The organism is Neobacillus sp. 204, from assembly GCF_046562815.1.
In the GTDB taxonomy this organism is placed as follows: Bacteria; Bacillota; Bacilli; order Bacillales; family Cytobacillaceae; genus Neobacillus.
Genome location: NZ_JBJORY010000009.1, coordinates 247883 through 270934, shown reverse-complemented (window position 1 = coordinate 270934; position 23052 = coordinate 247883). Strand labels below are relative to the sequence as shown.

The window sequence follows — 23052 nt, the reverse complement described above, 5'->3', positions numbered from 1 at the left end:
ATCTACTCCGAAAAATTCCAAATAAGGATTTTGCAGGATTTTCAATTGATGTTTTATTTTGATTGATCAAGCAAGGGTTTTCCTTCCCTTGCTTCACTTTTCATACTCTTTATCATTTGTTGAATATTATCTTCAATCCGTTTATCCCAACATGATGAACAATAAGGGATTGAACCTGAATATCTGCCTTGGCTTTTGCAAATTAAACATGGAATCGCTTCAAAACTCAAGTAGAATCAACTTCTTTCATATTGGATTGGAATCCTTGATTTGTCTTATATAATAGCGTCCTAAATATGCGCTCTGTTTATTATTCACCTTATCGAAAAGGGATTATAGCCTAAACCTTTTAAAACGTCTAAGAAGGCATGTCTATGCGGTCTGTGACAAAAAAAAAGGAACCTTTATCGGTTCTTTTTTTATCGAAAGATGCCGTAAAAAGAGGGTTCAAATGTCCCGCCATGAGTCGATGGTAAAATATATTTAGTAGGATAAAGAGGGGGGGAAATTGGGACATGATATCCGCCAAAAGAAATATAATTATGTGGATATATTCCATGAATCATTTGTGCCCAAGCACCCATAAACGGACGACCGTATCCATGATAAATAGGACCGTTCATTCCAGTGATAATTGTATACATTAAATTAACATCCATTCTTTTAACCGTATTTTTACGTATCTTATTCAATCGTGAAAAAAGAAGTGATTTTTATTTTTCATTTTAAATTCCCATTGTCCCCTCTGACTTCCTTCCACTAATATAGCGGCTAAAGCCACAAAAGAAAAACCTCCATGGATGGCATGGGAGCAAAAAAGAAAAACATGATATCAATAAAAGGAGAAATAACAATGTCACCAATAAGAAAATAAGCAAGACATACAATCCAATAATTCGAGAAAATGAATCAACCATGTTTATTATAACCACTAAAATATTTCTTTCCATTTTTCATTTCTCCCTTTTACCTTAATGTGTATGAAGCGATAAAAGCTTGGCAAAAACTTGGCGCGAATTGAAACTTGGCACGTGCCAAACATAAGAAAAACCCTTGTATAATCAAGGGTTTTTGGTTGTTATTAAATAAAAAATTCCTATTCGACTTGAATAGGAATTTTTTTAAGCTTTCTTTTGGTCATGATCAGTTTCTTGATTTTTTTCGTGATCAAGATGTGGATTATTTTCTAATGGGTCTACAGTATGTTTATATGTGTAGGCTTTAGAAGTGGTGCCCACAGCAAGAAGAAGGACAACGATAACAATAATAATACAAATAACAGCTACTACATACATTTTAGATGGGAACCTCCTTTTTTCTTTATTGTAACATGAATAGATGAATTAATGTTTTCTTGAGAAAAGAAAAAGGGAAGCCCGTTGTTTGGGCTTCCGTCTCTATACTATTATGTATAATCAATGAATATTCCGAGGATGATAAGTATTCGTGCGATGCTGGCCGTACTCTTCTTGAGCGAATTTACCTTTTAAACTTTCGATTAAATAAATTCCCATTAAATTGTATAATTCCTGCTTATCCATTTCTTGGATTAAAGAAAGTAAATCCTCATGTGACATTTCTTCTAAAAAGGCAAATGCCAGCATGTCGATATCCTCTTCATCACCCGTTAACTTATTTCGATACATCTCATACAATTCATCGACTAGTTTCATTTCAAACACCTCCTTGTTATAATCTTTTCCCTTATAAAGATAAAATAATTCTAAATAACTCTTTTGTAAATTAACAGAAAAGTCTGTTTCTTTGATTGTATGTTTATTATAGCGTATTCATTTCTAAAAAATGAATCGAAATTTGGCATAGAATAAATTTTTTCTATTTGCAAATTACTAAAGAGAAAAAGGGGATGACATAATGGATGAGCAAAAGAAAACTTATTATATTGATGTAGGAAGCGGAGAAATTTCACAAAGTGCCACAAGTTCAACCTGGAGTTATAAAATACAGGCAAATGATGAAGAAATTTCCCAACTCCGTGAGCTATTCAATCAGAATTATTCAACCGAATGGAAGAACTTCTTTCGAGCCCATGTTCCATACCTTGAGTATCATTACGACCGTGAAAACGATGCCTATGATCATACGATCCAACAAGTGTATGGGATGCTGCATAAACTTGGTGATGAAGAAGCAAAGAGTCATATAGAAAGTATGAATATTTTACCAAGGTAAAATAAATGGGATTTAATTTACCAAGGAAAAATAATTACATTTAAGAAAAATCCTAACTTTAGGATTTTTCTTTTTTTGATTATAATAAGAGCAATAACTGTTGAGGCGGAATATAGAATGATACATTTTTTAGATGAAAATGGGAATCAGGTTGAATTGTCTTTTATTCAAAATGCCTTCGAAGAGAAGGCAAAACATGTGTTAGTCATCTGCCAAAGTGGGGAAGAATGGCTTTTGACGAGGCATAAAAAAAGAGGTTTTGAATTTCCTGGAGGAAAAATGGAGCCAGGAGAGACTCTCGAAGAGGCAGCTCGACGAGAAGTATATGAGGAGACAGGTGCAATATTAGGTGAGCTTACATTTTTGGCTGAGTATAAAATTTCTGACCCAAGCATGACATTTGTGAAGTCAGTCTTTTGGGGAAAGGTAAAAAGGATGAAGGCAACGTCTAGTTACTACGAAACAAATGGGCCCGTTTTTGTACAAGGTGACTTATTATTGCAACGATTTGGGGATGAGTACAGCTTTATTATGAAAGATCAGGTTGTTGAGCAATGTGTGAAACTCATTCAAAAATTACAAGATCAAAAAGAATAGCAGAAAGCCTTGGTCACAATGTCTAGCTCCAGCGCCTAGGGGCTCGAGGTCATAAGCCAATCCGTCAAGAAGGTTAAAGAGCAACCTTCTCGTCGGCTCGTCTTATGCTTGTCGCCCCTGGGAAAAAATGAACCTCTTTTTCCTTGTGCAAGGCCCTTCCGCTTTTCTATTTCTGCTATTCCTTAATAATTTTTTTCTCCAATAATTCTACGAGTTGGTACATAATGGTTGCAAATACGGCAATAACCAAAAGTGATAAGAATACGAGGGTAAAATTAAATACTTGGAAGCCGTAAATGATCATATAGCCAAGCCCTTTTGTGGATACAAGGAATTCTCCAACAATAACACCGACCCATGACAATCCGACATTTACCTTTAAGGTAGAAATAATTGTCGGAAAACTAGCAGGGAGGATTGCTTCCTTGAAACATTGCCAGCGTGTGGCTCCGAAGGCTTGGAGCACTTTAAGATAATTCGGATCCACCTCTTTGAATGAGGTATAAACAACGATGGTGGTAATGATAATCGAGATAATCGTACCCATAGCAATTATCGATGTATACCCTGGACCTAGTGCCACAATCAAAATTGGTCCCAATGCGACTTTTGGCATTGCATTTAAGATGACAAGATAGGGATCTAGGATCCTTGAAATCATTGGGGACCACCATAGAACCGCAGCTAATATCGTACCCAGAAGTGTCCCAAGAATAAATCCTAGTACCGTTTCCGTCAAAGTCACTCCGATATTACTTACTAAAGATCCATCGTGAATTTTTTCCAAAAGCAAGTTCCAAATTTTCGATGGGGAACTGAAAAGAAGTGGGTCAATCCACTGTTTTTGACTAGACCATTCCCAGCTCGAGAAAAAGACGACGAAAATGATCGCTTGATAAAACCTAACCCATCTTTTTTCTACTTTTAAAGATTGAATATAGCTTCTATGGAGGAGTTCTAGCTTATTCTTTTTCTGGCTCAAGAGACTCCAACTCCTTCCATATCGTTTGAAAGATATTTGAAAATGCTTCATGGTTTCTTGCTTCAAATGGAGATACATTTCTTAGTTCCTCAGGCATCGTAAATGTTTTATATATTCTTCCGGGACTTGGTGACATCAAATAGACACGGTCACTCATGGCAATGGCTTCGCCAATATCATGAGTAACGAGAATCGCCGTTTTACCAAACTCATCTAATGTTTGTGAGACTAAGTCCTCAAGTTTCAGCTTTGTTTGATAATCGAGAGCGGAAAAGGGTTCATCTAGCATTAGTAGTTTTGGTTCTGTGGCAAGGGTCCGAACGAGCGCTACCCGCTGCCGCATCCCCCCTGATAACTGCCGTGGCAGTTGTTTTTCCACTCCGGTTAATCCGATTTGCTTAAGCAGGTCAAGGGCAGCTGTTTTTGTATGATGATTCAACTGTTTCGATAGTTTCAGCCCCAAAAGGATATTCTCTTCAATTGTTTTCCACGGAAACAAATAATCTTGCTGGAGCATATAACCAATTTGGTTTTTGGATGTTGATACAGGTTTATTTTCTAACAAGACAGTACCTTGCGTTGGTTTAAGTAAACTAGATATGATGGAAAGCAGTGTCGTCTTACCACAGCCGCTTGGGCCGAGGAGGGAGATAAACTCGCCCTCTTCAACTATTAATGAAATATCGGAGAGGGCCGTAGTAGCAGAGGCTTTAGTAAAATAAGTGTGATGAATATTTTGAACGGTCAAAAAACTCATGGGGACGGCCTCCCTTATCTTTATTCTTTTATGATTTTTTCAGCAATTTCGGTATTAACAAGTGTTTGATAATCCACTTCTTTAGGAAGTTCTCCAGCTTCATTCATGATGTTCTGAAGATTGTTCCATTCCTCTTGATCGAGTCTTGGATCTGTAGCAAAAGAGCCTTGATTTTTATAACGCTCAACAACAGTGGTCATAATAGTTAAATCTGTATCTGGGAAAAATGATTCAACCGCTTTGGCAATTTCTTCGGCACTATGTGACGCAACCCACTGTTGTGCTTTATAAATGGCCCTTGTAAATTTCTCGATGGTTCCCTTATTTTCTTTCATATAGCTTTCCTTGGACATAAACGATGTATATGGAACATGGCCAGATTCTTTCCCGAAGGAAGCAACAATAAAGCCTTTACCTTCTTTTTCAAAAATACTTGCCGTTGGTTCAAATAATTGAACAAATTCACCCGTTCCTGAGGCAAAGGCGTTGGCAATATTGGCAAAATCAATGTTCTGAATTAAATTCAAATCTTGATGTGGGTCAATGCCATGCTTCTTTAAAACAAACTCTCCAACCATCTGTGGCATACCGCCTTTACGCTGACCTAAGAAAGTTTTCCCTTTTAAGAGATCCCAAGAGAAATTATCAATTTTTTCTCTAGAAACTAGGAAAGTCCCATCTGTCTGAGTCAATTGGGCAAAATTAATAACTGGGTCACTAGCCCCTTGTGCGTATACATAAATCGAAGTTTCTGATCCAACTAGAGCAACGTCCGCTCCACCTGAAATAAGCGTGGTCATGGTTTTATCCCCGCCAGGCGTGGTTGTCAGCGTAACATCTAAACCTTCAGCTTTAAAAAATCCTTTGGCTATGGCAACATACTGCGGGGCATAGAAAATAGACCTGGTAACTTCAGCGATTCGAACTTTTTCAAGTTTCTTCGTTTCATCTTTTGTGGTGCTATTACAAGCGACAAGTGAAAACATGAGTATAGTGATGAGGAGAAAGGAGAAACTGAATTTTAACGATTTTTTCATGAAGCGTGCCTCCTTAGATATCATAAAAAATCTGGGCTCATTGCCTAAGATATCGTATGAAGCGGAGAAAAATGTGTGAATGCCTAGTGATAATAAATTTTATAAAAAGAGGTAAGATGTGCAGATGAACCAATACAATAATGGGGAGATTGTTGATATAACACGCTTTCCTTCCCCCAATCCAAACGTTGAATTAAAGGTTATCACCTACCTTTCCAATGGATTAAAAGTGAAAGGGATGCTTGCGGAACCGATTGGGGCAGGCGTCTTTGATGGGTTCCTTTATTTACGTGGCGGTATCAAAAATGTGGGCAAAGTCCGCCCCGCTCGAATTGCCCAGTTTGCTGCTGAGGGTTTCATTGTTTTTGCGCCTTATTATCGTGGCAATCAAGGCGGTGAGGGCAATGAGGATTTTGCCGGGGACGATAGGGAAGATGCGTTTGCGGCTTTTTGGCTGTTAAAATCATTGCCAAAGGTACGGGATGTACATATTTTTGGGTTCTCGCGGGGGGGAGTAATGGCACTTTTGACCGCGATAGAGTTTCCGGAAACTGCCTCTATTGTTACCTGGGGGGGAGTCAGTGATATGTCCCTCACTTATTTGGAACGTAAAGATTTACGCAGGATGATGAAAAGGGTTATTGGCGGGACCCCGCAAAAATATCCAGAACGCTATCAGGACAGAACTCCTCTTTATACATTAGAAAAACTGACCGCCCCTGTTCTGATTATCCATGGTGTAAACGATGGAAATGTCTCCGTGGAGCACGCCTATCGTCTGGAAAGAAGGTTAAGATTATTAGAAAAACCAGTGGAATGTTGGTATTTTAATGAGTATACACATTACTTCCCACCTGTGATCAATAGAAAAGTCGTTGCGGATTTATCAAAGTGGATGAAAAGTCAACGTAAAAGATGATAAGATATAGGTAAAACAAGCAGAGGAGCGATATAGTTATGGGAATGCCTCTTGAGTTAAATACGATGATTGTGACAAAGGGCAGAGAGAAACGCGTAGAGGAAAACGTCTTCTTGTTAGAAAAGGAAGGGTACAGACTTTATCCAATTGAGATTCCGATTGATGTAAGAAAAACTATGGATAGTGATTCAAGTGGTACCGCGCTTATTAAAAAAGTCGAGATGCAAAATAACACCACAACGATCACCTATCAATTAATTTCTTTAAATTCAACAAACTAATAAAATAGAAATGCCCATATCGATTTGATATGGGCATACTTTATATATAACGGCGCTTCCGCTTAAGCGATTGGTCCGCCTTTTTCTTCTATTTCTTCAGCAACATTCGTAAATTTTTTGAAGTTTTCGCGGAATTTTGCTGCTAATTCTTTTGCCTTCTTCTCATAAGCAAACGGATCAGACCATGTTTTACTTGGTTGTAGGACTTCATCTGGGACACCCGCAATATGAAGCGGAATATTTAAACCAAAGATTTTGTCTTGGACAGTCTCGACATGATTTAGTTCTCCTCCAAGTGCCGCCTGAACCATGGCACGAGTGTAGGAAAGTTTCATTCGATTACCGACACCATATTCACCGCCCGTCCAACCTGTATTCACTAGAAATACATTCGCATTGTGCTCAAGGATTTTTTCACCTAACATTTCTGCGTAACGAGTCGCTGGCAACGGTAAGAATGGGGCACCAAAGCAAGTAGAGAAGGTAGCTTGTGGTGATGTTATTCCGCGCTCCGTTCCGGCTAATTTTGACGTATAGCCGCTTAAAAAGTGAAACATTGCTTGTTCCTTAGTTAGTTTTGAAATTGGCGGCAATACGCCAAAAGCATCAGCAGTCAGGAAGATGATTGTGTTTGGATGACCGGCAATACTTGGTTGAACAATATTATCAATCGCCTGAATCGGATAGGCGGCACGTGTATTTTCTGTCAAGGTTCCATCATCATAATCAGGGATTCTGGATTCTTTGTTCAAGGTTACATTTTCTAAGACAGTTCCAAAGCGGATAGCATCAAAAATTTGCGGCTCTTTTTCACGAGAAAGATTAATACATTTAGCATAGCAACCTCCCTCGATATTAAAGACTCCATTGGAGGACCAGCCGTGCTCATCATCACCAATTAATCGTCGGCTCGGATCAGCGGATAGAGTTGTTTTTCCTGTACCGGATAGGCCAAAGAATAATGCAACATCACCTTCAAGGCCGACATTAGCAGAACAGTGCATGGAAAAAATATTATTTTCAGGCAGTAAATAATTCATAACAGAAAAAATAGATTTCTTCATCTCGCCTGCGTATTCTGTTCCACCGATTAAAACAATTCTTTTTTCAAAAGATATGATAATGAAGGCTTCTGATTTTGTACCATCGATTGCTGGATCTGCCTTGAAATTAGGGGCAGAAATAACGGTGAATTCACTATCGTGAGCAAGTAATTCATCATCTGATGGACGAATAAATAGCTGATGGACAAATAAATTTTGCCACGCTAATTCATTAACCACTTGGATGGGCAAACGAGATTTTTTATCGGCACCGGCAAACCCTTTAAAAACAAACACTTCATTTTTCTCTTTTAAATAATCAATAACCTTGTGATAAAGACGTGTGAAAGCTGCTTCAGAAATCGGTTGATTGGTCGTACCCCATTCAATTTTCTCTTTTGTGGACTCTTCTAATACAATAAATTTGTCCTGAGGAGAGCGGCCTGTATACTTTCCTGTAGCGACACTAATCGCGCCTGTAGAAGTAAGAGACCCTTCGCTACGGGTTAAGATTTTTTCAACTAATTGAGGAACTGATAGTTGCACATGGACGTGACTTTCTTTTAAAAACTGTAATAATTCATTTGGAGTGTCAACAGAATTCATTTAATGAAACCATCCTTTATTAGTTTTTTATGTTGTAAATGTAATAAAAAGTATAGCACATTAGTAATAATAATCCATACTATTTAAAGTGATTTTAATACTTTTTAAAATTTATCAATAGATATAAAAATTGTTTATATTAAGAAAGTAAGTTCCTTTTTTCCTTTTTACTTTGAAAAATTCATTGACATTGTTAGACAGTATGATATTATTCTAATTTGAACGGATACTCTCTTATCCCGAGCTGGTGGAGGGACAGGCCCAATGAAACCCAGCAACCTGCAATATGAAATGATTGACCACTTAAAAGGTCCTTTTCAAATGCGAAGGTGCTAATCTGACGCAAGGCTAATGCCTTGAACGATAAGAGCGAAAGGCCCGAAAACAACCTTTCCTCTATGGTAAGGTTTTTTGTTTTGTATAAGTCCTTTTTAATAAGAGTCTCTAATAAAAATCCTTTGTTAATTACATACTAAGGGAATGAGTACCGTATCAAATTCACGAGGTTCAAGAAGTATTCCTGTAACCTTCCAAAAACCTCGATGATCTCATAATATAGGAGGAATTCAGATGTCAACAAAACGTCGTTTGTTCACTTCTGAGTCAGTTACTGAAGGTCATCCTGATAAAATCTGTGACCAAATTTCTGATTCCATTTTAGATGCTATTTTAGCGAAGGATGCTAATGCTCGGGTTGCGGCTGAAACTTCAGTAACAACTGGATTAGTATTAGTAGCAGGGGAAATCACTACTTCTACTTACGTGGATATTCCAAAAATTGTTCGTGAAACGATTAAAGGGATCGGTTATGATCGCGCAAAATATGGCTTTGACTCTGAGACGTGTGCCGTATTAACCTCTATTGATGAACAGTCTGCGGACATAGCGATGGGTGTTGACCAGGCTTTGGAAGCACGTGAAGGTCAAATGTCTGATGAGGAAATTGAAGCTATTGGTGCAGGAGACCAAGGTTTAATGTTTGGTTTTGCTTGTAATGAAACGAAAGAGCTAATGCCTCTTCCCATTTCACTTGCACATAAGCTTGCTCGTAAATTAACAGAAGTGCGGAAAGACAAAGTTCTTGATTACCTTCGTCCAGACGGAAAGACCCAAGTAACTGTCGAATATGATGAGAACGATAAACCGGTACGTATTGATACTATTGTTATTTCTACCCAACACAACCCAGAAGTAACGTTAGAGCAAATTCAACGTAACTTGAAAGAATATGTTATCAATCCTGTCGTACCAAAAGAACTTATCGATGACAACACAAAATATTTTATTAATCCAACAGGACGATTTGTAATTGGCGGACCACAAGGGGATGCAGGCTTAACGGGCCGTAAAATTATTGTTGATACATATGGCGGATATGCTCGTCATGGCGGCGGTGCTTTCTCCGGTAAAGATCCTACAAAAGTGGACCGATCTGCAGCCTATGCCGCACGTTATGTTGCTAAAAACATCGTAGCCGCAGGGCTTGCTGAAAAGTGTGAAGTTCAGCTTGCTTATGCAATCGGTGTGGCACGACCTGTTTCAATTGCTGTTGATACGTTTGGTACTGGCAAAGTAAGCGAGGATGTTTTAGTTGATCTTGTTAGTGAAAACTTTGACCTTCGCCCAGCAGGTATCATAAATATGTTGGATCTTCGCCGTCCAATTTACCAACAAACCGCAGCATATGGTCACTTTGGCCGTACAGATGTAGATCTACCTTGGGAACGAACAGACAAAGTAGAGGTTTTACGTCAAGCGAACCAATAAATAGGAAAAAGGGGAGTTACATTCTACATGTAACTCCTGTTTTTATTTATACGTCTTTTTACCTGTACAATAAAACGAAAAGTGCATAAAATGAAATGTTTACGCAGGCCAAAAGAAGTGAAAAATGTGGATATTAAAATTACCTATTGTTCACAGTGCATTTTTTAGAAAAAAAGTGGTAGTATTAGAGAGTATGTTTTTTAGACTACTCCTAGCGTAAGGTGTTTGCGCTATTGGACAATACGTCCTTCTTAAGGGATATTTAGAATGAGGTGAGGTACATAATGTGTGGCTTTATAGGTTGTGTACACGATAAAACACAAAACTATAGTGAAGAACAAAAACAACAATTTAAAAATATGAACGATATTATAACTCATCGTGGACCGGATGATGATGGTTTTTATTATGATGATCATATCCAATTTGGGTTCCGCCGTTTAAGTATCATTGATATTGAGAGCGGTCATCAACCGCTAACCTATGAGAATGAACGCTACTGGATTATCTTTAACGGTGAAGTTTATAACTATGTAGAACTGCGTGAAGAACTATTATCTGAAGGCTTAACATTTTCAACGAGCTCCGATACTGAGGTAATTATTGCGCTTTTCAGTCATTTGAAGGAAAAAGCCGTCGAAAAACTGCGCGGAATGTTCTCATTTGTTATTTGGGATAAACAAGAGCAAAGCCTTTATGGGGCACGTGATCCCTTTGGAATCAAACCGTTCTTTTATTTTGAAGATGGTGATCGCACGTTTTTTGCTTCTGAGAAAAAGAGTATTCTGTTAGGTATTGAAAATGACGTGCTTAATTATGATTCCTTGCAGCATTATTTGACCTATCAATTTGTTCCTGAACCTAATACTTTGTCTGATGGAATTAAGAAATTAGAGCCTGGTCATTTCTTTACAAAAAAAATTGGCTCTCCAATGGAAATCAAGCGATATTGGAAAGCACACTTTAAGCCAGTACAAAAATCAGAACCTGATTTTATCAAGGAAATTAAAGATGTCCTCTTTGACTCTGTCAAAATGCATATGCGCAGTGATGTTCCTGTTGGTTCATTCCTTTCTGGCGGGATAGATTCTTCGATTATTGCATCGATTGCCAAAGAATTTCACCCTGCAATTAAAACCTTCTCAGTAGGATTTGAGCATAATGGTTTTAGTGAAATTGATGTCGCAAAAGAGACGGCTGAAAAGCTTGGAGTCGAAAATATCAGTTATGTGATTTCACCACAGGAATACATGAACGAAATACCAAAAATTATGTGGCATGTGGATGATCCTCTGGCAGACCCAGCCTGTGTCCCGCTTTATTTTGTGGCTCGTGAGGCAAGAAAGCACGTAACCGTTGTTCTTTCTGGTGAAGGTGCGGATGAATTGTTTGGCGGATACAATATTTACCATGAACCGCAATCATTAGAGGTATTTAATAAAATTCCAAGAGCGGGAAAAGCCCTTTTAAAAGGGATCGCGGGCATGATGCCAGAAGGAATGAGAGGAAAAAGCTTTATCGAACGTGGTGTAACGCCAATGGAAGAACGCTATATCGGAAATGCGAAGATGTTTACAGAAGTAGAGAAGCGTGAATTATTAAATGTTTATCGTGAAGGATTAGATTATACTGACATTACAAAGCCTCTTTACGCCGAATCCCGAGGCTACGATCTGGTTGACCAGATGCAGTATATTGATATCCATACTTGGATGCGTGGTGATATTTTACTGAAGGCCGATAAAATGACAATGGCTCATTCATTAGAACTTCGTGTGCCATTCCTTGATAAAGCGGTCTTCGAGGTAGCATCCAAAATCCCGACAAGCCTGAAAACTGTTCATGGAACGACAAAGTATATTTTACGTAAGGCAGCTGAAGGGATTGTTCCTGCCCATGTGCTTGACCGCAGAAAACTTGGTTTCCCTGTGCCTATCCGTCACTGGTTGAAGGATGAGATGAATGAATGGGCGAAAAAAATTATTCGCGAAAGCAACACGGAGCATTTAATCAATAAATCTTATGTGCTTCAATTGCTTGAAGACCATTGCCAGGGCAAGGCCGATAACAGCAGAAAGATTTGGACAGTACTAATGTTTATGGTATGGCATCAAGTGTATGTGGAGGATGTTTATTCCTTCCAGCGCGATTTTGCATTAGAAAAAAGCCTGCAAACATCGAAAAATTAAAAATCAAAGCACCCAAATTTCAATGGGTGCTTTTGTTTTTGATTATTTATTATTTTATTATTTTATGGACTTATAATATTGACCCTTCTCTGCATATTCTGTAGAGATTCTTACCATATCTTTAATGTCTTCTTCAGTTAATTCTCTAATAACTTTTGCGGGTCTGCCAAATGCTAAAGTATTAGGGGGGATTTTCTTCCCTTGGGGAACAAGGCTGCCAGCACCAATAAAAGCACCCTCGCCGATTTCAGCATTATCAAGGATAATTGAACCCATACCAATTAATGCTTTTTTTCTAATGATGCAACTATGTAAAATCACCTGATGTCCAATGGTAACTTCATCTTCTAAAATTAGCGGGTTATTGGGGCTTTGGTGTAAGATAGAATTATCTTGGATATTTACTCTTTTACCGATAATGGTTGGGGCAACATCCCCTCTTATGACAGTGTTAAACCAAACACTTGACTCATCGCCAATCGTAACATCACCAGTAATCGTGGCATAATCGGCAATATAAGCAGTATCAGCAATTTCTGGATACTTATCTTTATAAGGATAAATCATTCTTCTCGCTCCTTTTTCATGATGATACTATTTTATCGGAAGTAGGAAGCGATTAACAATAATTCGTCTTTTTTGTAATAGTCAAGCTATGGTATTATTTTGACTATTTTTTCATCATTGGTACGTAACTACTCTAGGAGGGAAATTTATGTGGAAGTGGGAAGCAGAAGGGGAAGCAAAGGCGGTCATCGTGATTGTCCATGGTGCGATGGAACATCATCGCCGTTATGGCTGGCTGATTGAAATGTGGCGTTCAGCTGGATTCCATGTTATTATGGCGGACCTTCCTGGCCAGGGGATGACGACCAGATCCAACCGCGGTCATATTACTTCCTTCGATGACTATATCTTTGAGGTAAAGGATTGGATTCAGGCTGCCTATCGTTATGATTTACCTGTCTTTTTACTTGGTCATAGTATGGGAGGATTAATCTCGATTCGTATCTTACAGGAAGAAAAAGTAAATGTAGCAGGAGTCATTCTTTCTTCTCCGTGTTTAGGTTTAGTTCATACCCCTTCCAGATTTTTAGATATCCTATCACATGGCTTGAATTTGGTATTTCCGACACTTAGAATAAAGTCCGGATTAACCGTCCAAATGGCAACACGAAACGAAGAAGTCCGTGAAGCTGATTCAAATGATACCCTTTATATAACGAAAGTCTCTGTTCGATGGTATCGGGAATTAGCAGCTGCCATGAAAGAAGCTTTTCATGCGAATGAAAAAATACAGGATATCCCGATGCTTGTCATGCAAGGCGGCGATGACAAAATTGTTAATAAAATTACTGTGAAAGAATGGTTTAATCAGGTGCCACTTTCTGAAAAAAGATTTAAGGAATGGCCTAAATGCTACCATGAAATTTTTAATGAACCGGAGCGGGAAGAGGTATTTGAATACGCTAAGGATTTTGTTTATAGTCAATTAAAAGCTATCGGATATATTGTTTAGAAAGGTTGTCGGTTCCAATGATGCCAGTCACCCTAATGTCCAGGGTATATCGCAAAATACTTCCAGCAGTACACAAAGAATTGGCTTATTGGAAAAGCCGTGCTGAAAAAATCCCAAACGAGGAACTAAGAACTCAAGCGCTTGCAAGCATCAATCATAAAACATTCCATTGCGAGGGTGGAGCAATCCTTGCACTAACCGCTAAAGAGGACTATAAAAAGGCGATAAAATTTATCGTTGCCTATCAGACCATCAGCGATTATTTAGATAATCTCTGTGACCGGTCTACCTCTCTTGACCCTAAGGATTTTGCCGCGCTCCATGAATCGATGGCAGATGCTCTCGTCCTTAGGGCTGACAAGAAAAACTTTTACCGCCTTCGCGAGGATCAGGATGATGATAATTATTTAAATGATTTATCGGAAACCTGTCGTTCTGTCCTAAGAGAAATTAAGAATTATGACGGAATTAAAGATTTCTTGCTTGAGCTCTGCCAATACTATTGTGAGTTACAAATTCACAAACATGTCATTCCAGAGGAGCGGGTTCCGCGTCTTGAAAAATGGTTTCAAAAAAATCAACATCACCTGCCTGAAATGGAATGGTATGAATTTTCTGCTTGTTCGGGTTCTACATTAGGGATATTTTGCTTAGTTTCTTACGCGCTTCGTGATGATTTTAAGCTCAGTGATGCTGATAATATTCGAAAAGGGTACTTTCCCTATATTCAAGGCTTACATATTCTTTTAGATTATTTTATTGATCAAGAGGAAGATCTTATAGGGGGAGACTTAAATTTTTGTTCCTATTATCATAATGAGGAAAGGCTTTTTCAGCGGTTGAATCATTTTGTTGAAGAGGCTGATCGGCACACAGAATTTCTTCCTCATAAAAATTTTCATCGCTTAATTAACCGTGGTTTGTTAGGAATTTATTTATCAGATGCCAAAGTTCGTAAACAGAAAAATGTTCGTAAATTGGCAAAGGGTATGATCAAAGCGGGTGGTTGGACTAGCTATTTCTTTTATGTGAATGGTCTTGCCTACCGCTCTCTCCAAAAATCAGTTCCGGAGTTTGTGACTAGATTAATTTCAAAATAAAAACCAGGAGCTGGGAGTTGTTAACAATCTATATTGTTAACTTCCCGGCTGCCTGGTTTATATTTTTTCGATGGCGATAATGAACGCTGGATGATTCTGTTGATTAATGAATTGGTATTGAAGTACATGTGCTGTCTTTTGGTCTATTTGCTGGCAATAATCAAGCAAAGAATCACGTTCTTCTGCCCCGCCGTTGTGTCCATGATAAATAACGAGCACGATGATACCTTCAGGTGCCATTATCTCCAAAAGTTGTTGAATAGCAGCAATGGTAGTGTCAGGTTGTGTAACAATCGTTTTATCACTTCCGGGAAGATAACCTAAGTTAAAAATGGCACCAGTTACCCTACCGTGGTAAATGTCAGGAATCAATTGGGACAGATGTTCGTGACCTGAATGGAAAATCGTTGTTTGGTCTGACAGGCAATACTTTACCAACCGTTCTTGAGTAGTGACAATTGCTTTCTCTTGAATATCAAATCCGTAAACGTGTCCAGATTCTTCTACAAGTTCTGCCAAGAAAACTGTATCATAGCCATTTCCTACTGTCGCATCGATTACGATATCTCCGGGTTGAACCGCTTTTTGGAGTAAATTTTTCGCAAATGGAAGAATCTTATCTATTTTCATGGTTACTTCACCAAATTACCTTGATAAAACTTCCCTTGCCAACTGTCTCTATTCTTCAGTTCTGCATCAATGGCATTTAAGACTTCCCACTTATTTACACTCCACATCGGTCCGACCATTAAATCAATCGGTCCGTCACCCGTAATCCGGTGAACAATCATTTCTGGTGGTAATATTTCTAATTGGTCACATACTAATTTTACATAGTCATCCTGGGCCATAAATTCAAGCATGCCTTTTTCATATTGCTTTACCATTGGCGTTCCTTTTAACAAATGAAGCAAATGAATTTTTATTCCCTGAACATCTAATTTGGCTACTTCACGAGCAGTGTCCATCATCATTTCATAGGATTCAAGCGGCAATCCATTAATAATATGGGAGCAGATGCGAATTCCATGCTTTCGTAGCTTATTAACCCCATCTTGATAACACTGAAAATCATGGGCACGATTGATAAGTAAGGCGGTCCGTTCGTGAACAGTCTGGAGGCCAAGTTCCACCCATAAATAGGTTCGTTCATTCAGTTCCGCTAAATACTCGACAACATCATCAGGAAGACAATCAGGACGAGTGGCAATCGATAAACCGACTACACCCTCCTGCTTCAGAACTGATTCGTATTTTTCACGGAGAACCTCTACCGGCGCATGGGTATTCGTAAAAGCTTGAAAGTAGGCCATGTATTTACCATCTTTCCATTTGGTGTGCATTTTTTCTTTAATTTCGTTGAATTGAGTTTCTAGGGGCTCGACTCTGTTACCGGCAAAATCACCTGATCCGGACGCACTACAAAAGGTACAGCCTCCGTGTGCAACCGAGCCATCACGATTCGGGCAGTCAAAACCGCCATCCAGTGCAACTTTAAACACCTTATGACCAAATTCTTGGCGCAAGTGATAATTCCAGGTATGGTAACGTTTATCATCAGAAGCATATGGAAAAGGTCTCATCTGAATCAATCAGAAAACCTCCTTTAAAATAATAAAAAGTGCATAACATCAATTTTATCATGTTGTGACAAGCTAATCCAAATGTATTTATTTACGGCACTGGCTGGTAATAATTATCCAAGTGATTATGTTATAGGAAAAAGAATGGAGAACAAAATAAGAAATGAAGCATTATGCTTCTAACTAGGGGATTGAGTTATTTCAGAAGGGGGTTCTTAGATGGCTACTCGCGACTCAATGGATAATTTAATGCAGCAGGTTGAGGATACGATTCGCTTTGCCGAAGAACAATACAAACAAAGCAGTCTCCAAGAGCAATATAATAATGATAATTATACACAGGCATTGCAGCAGCTTGAAGATACTTATCAAGACATTGCTAAAATGGCAATAAGTGCTAACGCGCAACAACGTGATCAACTCCATAGGATGAGACTCCAGCTGCAGCAGCTTCAGAATACAATGATTTTAGAAGGGGAATAAGGAGGAAAACCTATGAAAAAACGTTCAAAGCAACAAAATCCCGAACAGAAAACACGAAATGGAATAAATAATCAAGATCTAGAGCTCGGGCAAGATGTTGATCTTGTCAAGCAATCAAAGAAAAAATATGAAAAAACAGGTGGACAACCAGTTAAATCCAAATTTCACCAGGAAAAAGACCAGTCGTCCTGAAATATGGAAGGATCCCTCATGGAGGGGTTCTTTTTTTTGATAAATTTATTTGAGCAAAATACATAATAAATTGCTTAAAACCACTTGGAATAACAATTTTTCATTAAATACAACTTGAAAATAGAAGGAAATCTCCGTTCACAGTTCGGTAACAAGTGCTGTTTTATTTGTGACGCACGTCACAGTTTGCCATTATATATCATGGTTTAAATAAGGTATGGATTAAAAATTTCAGCTAGTAAACCTCTACTCCATGTTAGATGAATCAAAGAAGCATGGTTCATCTAACATCTTTTTTGACATTTATGTGAACGCATTCACAATTTAGCCACAATGACTTTCATGCTTTAATTCATTTGGGATTAAGGTACAGAAATGTACTTTAACTATAAAAAAAGAGAGAAAAAGATTTTCTATGGGAGGTGAAGGAATGTTTAAAAAATTACTAAAAATGGACAAAAAGTTTTTAATTGTGTTGGCCCTTCTGATTGGTGTGTTTTTATCTTTTTCAACGGTAAAAACAATGGCCTACTTGGATTCACCTGGTTTTTGTCAAAACTGTCATACGATGAAATCCGTCCATAAGTCATTTATGGATTCTACTCACTCGGATTTACAGTGTAATGACTGCCATCTTCCACATAAAAGTGAAGTTGGTAAATTATTTTTTAAGGGTCGCGCTGGGATGACACATATTTATTTTAACACACTCGGAACAAAGAAAATTCCGGATGTGATTGAGGCGACCGATCGAACGGAGAAAATCATGAATGACAACTGTAGTTCTTGTCACAAAAGTACACTAAGCAATGTATCTCATGATGCAAAGGAAAAGTGTATATCCTGTCACAAAACAGTACCACATGGGAAAGGCTTTAAAGACGATAGTTATAATAAGCCACCTGTTTCAGGAGAGTTATTAGAAAATAAGGGAGGATTTTAGAAATGGGAAGGTTTCGATATGGGGCGTATCTTCTCCTGCTAGCTTTTGTTTTGATTATTACTGGGTGCAGCAACGAATCCAGTGAGAAAACAGCTTCCGCTGCGGGTAAGAAGACAACAGGCCTCTCAGCCGATGAAATTAGTAATGAAGCGTTTAAGGACTTATTTCCACTTCAATATAATAGTTACAAAAAGAATGAAAAGATGAAAGACACCACTTACGGCGGTTCAGAAAAACGAAGCAAATTTGAAGCGGATAAAGAGCCTTTGTTACCGATCCTTTTTAATGGATATGGATTTGCAACCGAATACAATGAGGAACGAGGACATACATATGCCTTAGAAGACATTCGTAGTATTCAACGGATTACCGATAAATCAGTTGGCTCGTGTTATACCTGTAAATCGACGGCTGTTCCAAAAATGATTGAGGAAATGGGTGACCATTACTGGGGCGCTAATTTTAATAAAGATATTTGGCCAAAGGGTGAAGAGATGGGGCACTCTCCGATAGGCTGTTCCGATTGTCATGATCCCAAAACAATGGACTTACGTGTTACTCGTCCAAGCTTTTATAAAGCATTGGAAGCGAAGGGTGTAGATACATCCAATCCAACAAAGAATGAAATGCGCAGTTATGTTTGCGGTCAGTGTCACGTGGAATATTATTTTGCGGCGGACAATAGTGAAGTAACCTTCCCATGGACAAAAGGTTTTAAACCGGAAGAAATGTATGAGTATTACAGCACGATTGCTAAAGAAAAGGGCTTTGAAAAAGACTGGATTAGTAATATTTCAGGAACTCCGATGTTAAAGTCGCAGCATCCTGAGTATGAAACACATTCATCAGGTACACATGGCAAAGCCAATGTTTCCTGCGCCGACTGTCATATGCCATATGAGCGTGTTGATGGAAAAAGAAAAATCACCTCACACTGGTGGACTTCTCCACTTAAAACAATGCAAACTTCATGCGGTCAGTGTCACGGCGACCGTGATTTAGATAAACTTAAAGATCGTGTACTTGATATCCAAGAAACCAATGTCAGTGCATTACACGAAGCCCAAGATATATCCACGACTTCACATTATTATGTAAACAAAATGATTACAACTGGTGTGAACCAAACGAAAATTAAACAAGCACAAGAATTCGTTCGCAAGGGCCAATGGTTCTGGGATATTATCGCAGCTGAAAACTCTGCAGGCTTCCATAATCCACAGGGTTCGATGGATTCACTGAGAGAATCAGTTGTACAATCCAACAAAGCAGTTCGCCTGGCCACAGAGGAACTTGTCAAAAAAGGCGTCGATATGGAAGAGGTAGATAGGGAAATTGAAAAGGTGAAAAAGGCCGTTCTCGACGAAAAAGTAAATGAGAAGAAAAAAGACGCAGCCGTTAATAGCTATTTCCCTGCTCAAGCACCAATTGTACCAACAGCACCGAAGAAATAATCCTAAATAATGTGAATGATAGGAAAACACTGTTGCACTTATGTGGACAGTGTTTTTTTTTAATAAGCTTTTTAAGTGGGGAAAATGGAATTTGGCAGAATCAAACAAAGGGAGTTCTGGGTCATAAAAAAGGGTTTGGCGGAATAACTAGAGATTTGGCGGAATAAATGGATAGGTTGGCGGAATCCCAACGTAGTTTGGCGGAATAAATTAGAAAGTTGGCGGGATCCTGGCCCGATTCGGCGGAATTCCAAAGAAGGGAGCTAGTCCATAAACAAAGGGAGTCCTGGGGCGATAACGTTTCATAAAAAAGGGTTTGGCGGAATAACTAGAGATTTGGCGGATTAAATGGATAGGTTGGCGGAATCCCATCTTAGTTTGGCGGAATAAATTAGAAAGTTGGCGGGATCTCGGCCCGAATCGGCGGAATCCGAAAGAAGGGAGCTAGTCCTATTAAAAAGAGTTCAAAATATTTGCAAATTCGGCCCACACGTATTGGAAAGGAAAAAGGATTGCACCCCGTTTGAAAAAGGAATAGAATAAATCTTTGGAAATTGAAATAGTGAAATTTGAAAGGGCGTTTTTTCATGCCACGTGCCTTATGGCTCTTAATCATTGGGATGATTGTTAATGTTACAGGTTCTTCTTTTTTATGGCCTTTAAATACAATCTATATTCACGACCATCTAGGAAAATCATTATCAGTTGCCGGAATTGTTTTGATGCTCAACTCTGGAGCTAGTGTAATCGGGAACCTATATGGCGGCAGTCTATTTGATAAAATCGGCGGCTATAAGTCTATTATTCTAGGAATTAGTATTACTCTCGCAGCCCTCATTGGTTTAACGTTCTGGCATGGATGGCCAGCCTATATTATTTTCCAAATTATTATTGGGTTTGGTACAGGAATTATTTTTCCATCGATGTATGCAATGGCAGGTTCGGTCTGGAAAGAGGGAGGGCGTAAAGCCTTTAATGCCATTTATGTTGCCCAAAACCTAGGAGTAGCAGTGGGAGCTGCCCTTGGGGGAATTGTTGCCGCTTATTCATTTCAACTAATCTTCCTTGCTAATACCATCATGTATATTATCTTTCTCCTTATTGCTGTATTTGGCTACAAAGGGATCTTAGGGAAATCAGGAAAACAGGCAGCTATTGATATCGAAACACCTGCGATTAAGAACAGAAAAAATTTGCAAGCACTTATGATCCTATGCACAGGCTATCTCCTTTGTTGGGTTGCCTACGTGCAATGGCAAACAACGATTGCCTCATATACACAGGAAATCCATATTTCGTTAACGCAATATAGTTTATTATGGTCGATAAACGGGGCCTTAATTGTTATTGGGCAACCGCTTTTAAATGGTGTTCTAAAGCATCTTACGGCTTCACTAAAGATTCAAATGATAATTGGAATTGGCATCTTTATCGTTTCGTTTTTAGTTGCAGGAAAGGCAGAGGCCTTCTCAGGGTTCCTTGTTGCCATGATTATCTTAACTGTAGGTGAAATGTTCATTTGGCCAGCAGTTCCTACAGTCGCCTTCGACTTAGCCCCAAAGGGACGGGAGGGTTTCTACCAGGGAATCGTCAACAGTACCGCCACGGGCGGAAGAATGCTCGGTCCTTTACTTGGGGGGATGCTCGTTGATCTCTTTAGCATGTCTATACTATTTATTGTATTATTAGGGTTATTTATTATCGCAATCTTAACGACCTTACTATACGACCATCGCCTGAAAGTCCAAAAACAAGTGAGGTTAAATGAAGTCTAGCTTTAAAATATCACTAAATTTAACCGCAGCCCGATTACACTTCGCTTTTAAGCGGGTGAGCATTTGAAAAGAAGCCGCTGAACATTTGTCAGCGGCTTCTTTCTACATATTTATGGTTCTTAAAAGGAAACTATAAGAGTCTAGAAAGACCATTTTATAATACAGAATCCAAGAAATCCTTCGTTCTTTGTTCAGTAGGTTGTTCGAATATTTTTTTAGGATGTCCTGCTTCAACAATCCTGCCATCATGCATATATACAACCCAGTTAGCCACTTCCTTGGCGAAGCCTATCTCATGAGTAACCACGATCATCGTCATTCCCTCTAAGGCTAACTCCTTCATGGTCACCAGAACTTCACCCACGAGTTCAGGGTCCAAAGCGGATGTTGGTTCATCAAAAAGCATCACGTCCGGTTTCATTGCAAGTGCACGAGCGATAGCGACACGCTGCTTTTGGCCGCCGGAAAGCTTACCTGGATAGACGGATTCCTTATCATTAAGACCGACTTTATCGAGAAGCTGCTTGGCCTCTTTATAGGCTTGGACTTTAGGGATTTTTTTCACATTTACGGGTGCTTCCATGATATTTTCAATTACTGTCATGTGTGGGAAGAGATGGAAATGCTGAAATACCATCCCAACTCGGGTCCTGATTTCGTTCAAATCATGAGTTTCCCGTTCCACTTTCTCTCCACCAATATAAATATTTCCACTATCTTTGACCTCAAGGAAATTAAGACAGCGTAACAAGGTACTTTTACCCGAGCCGCTAGCGCCAATTAAACAAACCACATCACTCTCGTTTACGGTCAAATCAATATCCTTTAAAACATGAAGGTCGCCAAATGATTTATTTAACTTTTCTGCTTTTACCATCACTGATTCACCCATACGACAGCCTCCCTTCTTAATCGCTCGCAGACAAGCGCTTTTCGACGTAACGCACAAGAATTGACAATATAAGCACTAGAAATAGATAATAAATGGCAACAATCAATAAGTAGGTCATAAAATCAAAAGTATTCGAGCCATAAGTGGTCGCGACATTAAATAACTCATACATTCCGATAAAGGCAGCAAGTGAAGAATCCTTAAGGGCAATGATGAACTGGTTTCCAAGTGGTGCCATCGCCCTGCGAAGCGCCTGTGGCAAAATAATTCTCCTATATGTTAACTTTAAATTCATTCCTAAGGACCGCGCAGCTTCCATTTGTCCTCTATCAATCGATTGAATGGTCCCACGGAAGATCTCGGCAATATAGGCCCCATTATGGAAGGCAAGTCCAAGGACGACTGCTAGAAATTGTGAAATATTAAGTGAAGTTAAACCATAGTAGAAGACGAAAATTTGGACAACGAGCGGGGTCCCGCGAATAAGAAAGATATAAGTATCTGCTATCCACTCTAGAATTTTTATGTTAGAAATTTTTAAAAATGCGAAAAATAAACCAATAAAAATACCGATAAATATAGCAACGGCTGTTAGTTCAAATGTCAGCCACATTCCTTTTAGAAAAACAGGATACGATTTAATAAATGTATTGAACCATTCCATAGCTTTCCCTTCTTCCTCGGTGCTGTCAATTATGTAAACCTACCTCCGAATCTCATTCTTTCTTTTTTTTCTTAAT

25 protein-coding genes and 1 riboswitch are annotated in these 23052 nt (G+C 38.8%); of the genes, 13 read left to right on the top strand and 12 right to left on the bottom strand.

Going from position 1 to position 23052, the window contains the following annotated elements; genetic code table 11:
- Positions 1 to 419 precede the first annotated feature (419 nt).
- The 3 genes from ACJ004_RS19955 to ACJ004_RS19945 all read right to left on the bottom strand — a co-directional run bounded on the left by ACJ004_RS19955 (position 420) and on the right by ACJ004_RS19945 (position 1673).
- Entirely contained in the window at positions 420 to 644 is a 225-nt protein-coding gene (locus ACJ004_RS19955) for a hypothetical protein (protein ID WP_410894883.1), read from the bottom strand.
- A 477-nt stretch (positions 645 to 1121) separates the two neighbouring features.
- Complete coding sequence (ytzI, locus tag ACJ004_RS19950; RefSeq protein ID WP_410894882.1) at positions 1122 to 1295, bottom strand: YtzI protein; 174 nt, start codon at positions 1293 to 1295, stop codon at positions 1122 to 1124.
- 120 nt (positions 1296 to 1415) lie between these two features.
- Positions 1416 to 1673: a DUF6154 family protein gene (locus ACJ004_RS19945; protein WP_410894881.1), complete on the bottom strand. Its 258-nt coding sequence runs from the start codon at positions 1671 to 1673 to the stop codon at positions 1416 to 1418.
- 202 nt (positions 1674 to 1875) lie between these two features.
- Between ACJ004_RS19945 and ACJ004_RS19940 the strand changes: the two genes are divergently transcribed.
- Both ACJ004_RS19940 and ytkD read left to right on the top strand, forming a co-directional pair.
- Positions 1876 to 2193, top strand: a complete 318-nt coding sequence (locus ACJ004_RS19940) for a hydrolase (protein WP_410894880.1) — start codon at positions 1876 to 1878, stop codon at positions 2191 to 2193.
- Between the two features lie 117 nt (positions 2194 to 2310).
- A complete protein-coding gene (gene ytkD / locus ACJ004_RS19935; protein WP_410894879.1) occupies positions 2311 to 2790 on the top strand; it encodes an RNA deprotection pyrophosphohydrolase in 480 nt (159 codons plus the stop codon).
- 175 nt (positions 2791 to 2965) lie between these two features.
- Here the strand turns inward: ytkD and ACJ004_RS19930 are convergent, their stop codons facing one another.
- The 3 genes from ACJ004_RS19930 to ACJ004_RS19920 are packed head-to-tail and all read right to left on the bottom strand — an operon-like array spanning position 2966 to position 5515.
- Entirely contained in the window at positions 2966 to 3772 is an 807-nt protein-coding gene (locus tag ACJ004_RS19930) for an ABC transporter permease (RefSeq protein WP_410894878.1), read from the bottom strand.
- A complete protein-coding gene (locus ACJ004_RS19925; protein ID WP_410894877.1) occupies positions 3753 to 4529 on the bottom strand; it encodes an ABC transporter ATP-binding protein in 777 nt (258 codons plus the stop codon). The genes ACJ004_RS19930 and ACJ004_RS19925 overlap by 20 nt, the downstream gene beginning before the upstream one ends.
- Positions 4530 to 4549: 20 nt before the next feature.
- Positions 4550 to 5515 carry an ABC transporter substrate-binding protein gene (locus tag ACJ004_RS19920; RefSeq protein WP_410894911.1) on the bottom strand — a complete coding sequence of 322 codons (966 nt, stop codon included), beginning with the start codon at positions 5513 to 5515 and terminating at the stop codon, positions 4550 to 4552.
- Between the two features lie 175 nt (positions 5516 to 5690).
- Here ACJ004_RS19920 and ACJ004_RS19915 point away from each other — a divergent pair, with 175 nt between their 5' ends.
- Both ACJ004_RS19915 and ACJ004_RS19910 read left to right on the top strand, forming a co-directional pair.
- Complete coding sequence (locus ACJ004_RS19915) at positions 5691 to 6485, top strand: alpha/beta hydrolase family protein (RefSeq protein ID WP_410894910.1); 795 nt, start codon at positions 5691 to 5693, stop codon at positions 6483 to 6485.
- A gap of 38 nt (positions 6486 to 6523) precedes the next feature.
- Entirely contained in the window at positions 6524 to 6766 is a 243-nt protein-coding gene (locus ACJ004_RS19910; protein WP_410894876.1) for a DUF2584 domain-containing protein, read from the top strand.
- Positions 6767 to 6828: 62 nt separating this feature from the next.
- Here ACJ004_RS19910 and pckA read toward each other — a convergent pair whose 3' ends face one another.
- Entirely contained in the window at positions 6829 to 8415 is a 1587-nt protein-coding gene (gene pckA / locus ACJ004_RS19905) for a phosphoenolpyruvate carboxykinase (ATP) (protein ID WP_410894875.1), read from the bottom strand.
- 231 nt (positions 8416 to 8646) lie between these two features.
- Positions 8647 to 8785: riboswitch (SAM riboswitch) on the top strand.
- 200 nt (positions 8786 to 8985) lie between these two features.
- On the opposite strand from pckA, the gene metK reads away from it, so the two are divergent.
- Entirely contained in the window at positions 8986 to 10182 is a 1197-nt protein-coding gene (metK, locus tag ACJ004_RS19900; protein ID WP_410894874.1) for a methionine adenosyltransferase, read from the top strand.
- Between the two features lie 284 nt (positions 10183 to 10466).
- Positions 10467 to 12371 carry an asparagine synthase (glutamine-hydrolyzing) gene (gene asnB / locus ACJ004_RS19895; protein WP_410894873.1) on the top strand — a complete coding sequence of 635 codons (1905 nt, stop codon included), beginning with the start codon at positions 10467 to 10469 and terminating at the stop codon, positions 12369 to 12371.
- A gap of 57 nt (positions 12372 to 12428) precedes the next feature.
- Here asnB and ACJ004_RS19890 read toward each other — a convergent pair whose 3' ends face one another.
- A complete protein-coding gene (locus ACJ004_RS19890) occupies positions 12429 to 12938 on the bottom strand; it encodes a gamma carbonic anhydrase (protein ID WP_410894872.1) in 510 nt (169 codons plus the stop codon).
- A 148-nt stretch (positions 12939 to 13086) separates the two neighbouring features.
- Between ACJ004_RS19890 and ACJ004_RS19885 the strand changes: the two genes are divergently transcribed.
- The gene (locus tag ACJ004_RS19885; RefSeq protein WP_410894871.1) at positions 13087 to 13890 is read left to right on the top strand and encodes an alpha/beta hydrolase; all 804 of its coding nucleotides are present in this window, start codon (positions 13087 to 13089) and stop codon (positions 13888 to 13890) included.
- A gap of 35 nt (positions 13891 to 13925) precedes the next feature.
- Positions 13926 to 14990 (top strand): tetraprenyl-beta-curcumene synthase family protein, encoded by a 1065-nt coding sequence (locus ACJ004_RS19880; RefSeq protein WP_410894870.1) that lies wholly within the window; start codon positions 13926 to 13928, stop codon positions 14988 to 14990.
- Between the two features lie 57 nt (positions 14991 to 15047).
- Here the strand turns inward: ACJ004_RS19880 and mnmM are convergent, their stop codons facing one another.
- Positions 15048 to 15620 carry a tRNA 5-(aminomethyl)-2-thiouridylate-methyltransferase MnmM gene (gene mnmM / locus ACJ004_RS19875; RefSeq protein ID WP_410894869.1) on the bottom strand — a complete coding sequence of 191 codons (573 nt, stop codon included), beginning with the start codon at positions 15618 to 15620 and terminating at the stop codon, positions 15048 to 15050.
- Between the two features lie 2 nt (positions 15621 to 15622).
- A complete protein-coding gene (gene mnmL / locus ACJ004_RS19870) occupies positions 15623 to 16582 on the bottom strand; it encodes a tRNA modification radical SAM protein MnmL/YtqA (protein ID WP_410894868.1) in 960 nt (319 codons plus the stop codon).
- A 210-nt stretch (positions 16583 to 16792) separates the two neighbouring features.
- Here mnmL and ACJ004_RS19865 point away from each other — a divergent pair, with 210 nt between their 5' ends.
- From ACJ004_RS19865 to ACJ004_RS19845, 5 genes are all read left to right on the top strand, one after another.
- Positions 16793 to 17056: a YtzC family protein gene (locus ACJ004_RS19865; protein WP_410894867.1), complete on the top strand. Its 264-nt coding sequence runs from the start codon at positions 16793 to 16795 to the stop codon at positions 17054 to 17056.
- A gap of 12 nt (positions 17057 to 17068) precedes the next feature.
- Positions 17069 to 17248, top strand: coding sequence for a glycogen biosynthesis protein GlgD (locus ACJ004_RS19860; protein WP_410894866.1), 180 nt, complete (start codon positions 17069 to 17071; stop codon positions 17246 to 17248).
- A gap of 430 nt (positions 17249 to 17678) precedes the next feature.
- Positions 17679 to 18191, top strand: a complete 513-nt coding sequence (locus ACJ004_RS19855) for a NapC/NirT family cytochrome c (RefSeq protein WP_410894865.1) — start codon at positions 17679 to 17681, stop codon at positions 18189 to 18191.
- A 2-nt stretch (positions 18192 to 18193) separates the two neighbouring features.
- The gene (locus tag ACJ004_RS19850; protein ID WP_410894864.1) at positions 18194 to 19645 is read left to right on the top strand and encodes an ammonia-forming cytochrome c nitrite reductase subunit c552; all 1452 of its coding nucleotides are present in this window, start codon (positions 18194 to 18196) and stop codon (positions 19643 to 19645) included.
- A 587-nt stretch (positions 19646 to 20232) separates the two neighbouring features.
- Positions 20233 to 21420 carry an MDR family MFS transporter gene (locus tag ACJ004_RS19845; RefSeq protein ID WP_410894863.1) on the top strand — a complete coding sequence of 396 codons (1188 nt, stop codon included), beginning with the start codon at positions 20233 to 20235 and terminating at the stop codon, positions 21418 to 21420.
- Positions 21421 to 21574: 154 nt separating this feature from the next.
- Here ACJ004_RS19845 and ACJ004_RS19840 read toward each other — a convergent pair whose 3' ends face one another.
- Positions 21575 to 22312: an amino acid ABC transporter ATP-binding protein gene (locus ACJ004_RS19840; protein ID WP_410894862.1), complete on the bottom strand. Its 738-nt coding sequence runs from the start codon at positions 22310 to 22312 to the stop codon at positions 21575 to 21577.
- A gap of 16 nt (positions 22313 to 22328) precedes the next feature.
- The gene (locus ACJ004_RS19835; protein WP_410894861.1) at positions 22329 to 22976 is read right to left on the bottom strand and encodes an amino acid ABC transporter permease; all 648 of its coding nucleotides are present in this window, start codon (positions 22974 to 22976) and stop codon (positions 22329 to 22331) included.
- Positions 22977 to 23052 lie beyond the last annotated feature (76 nt).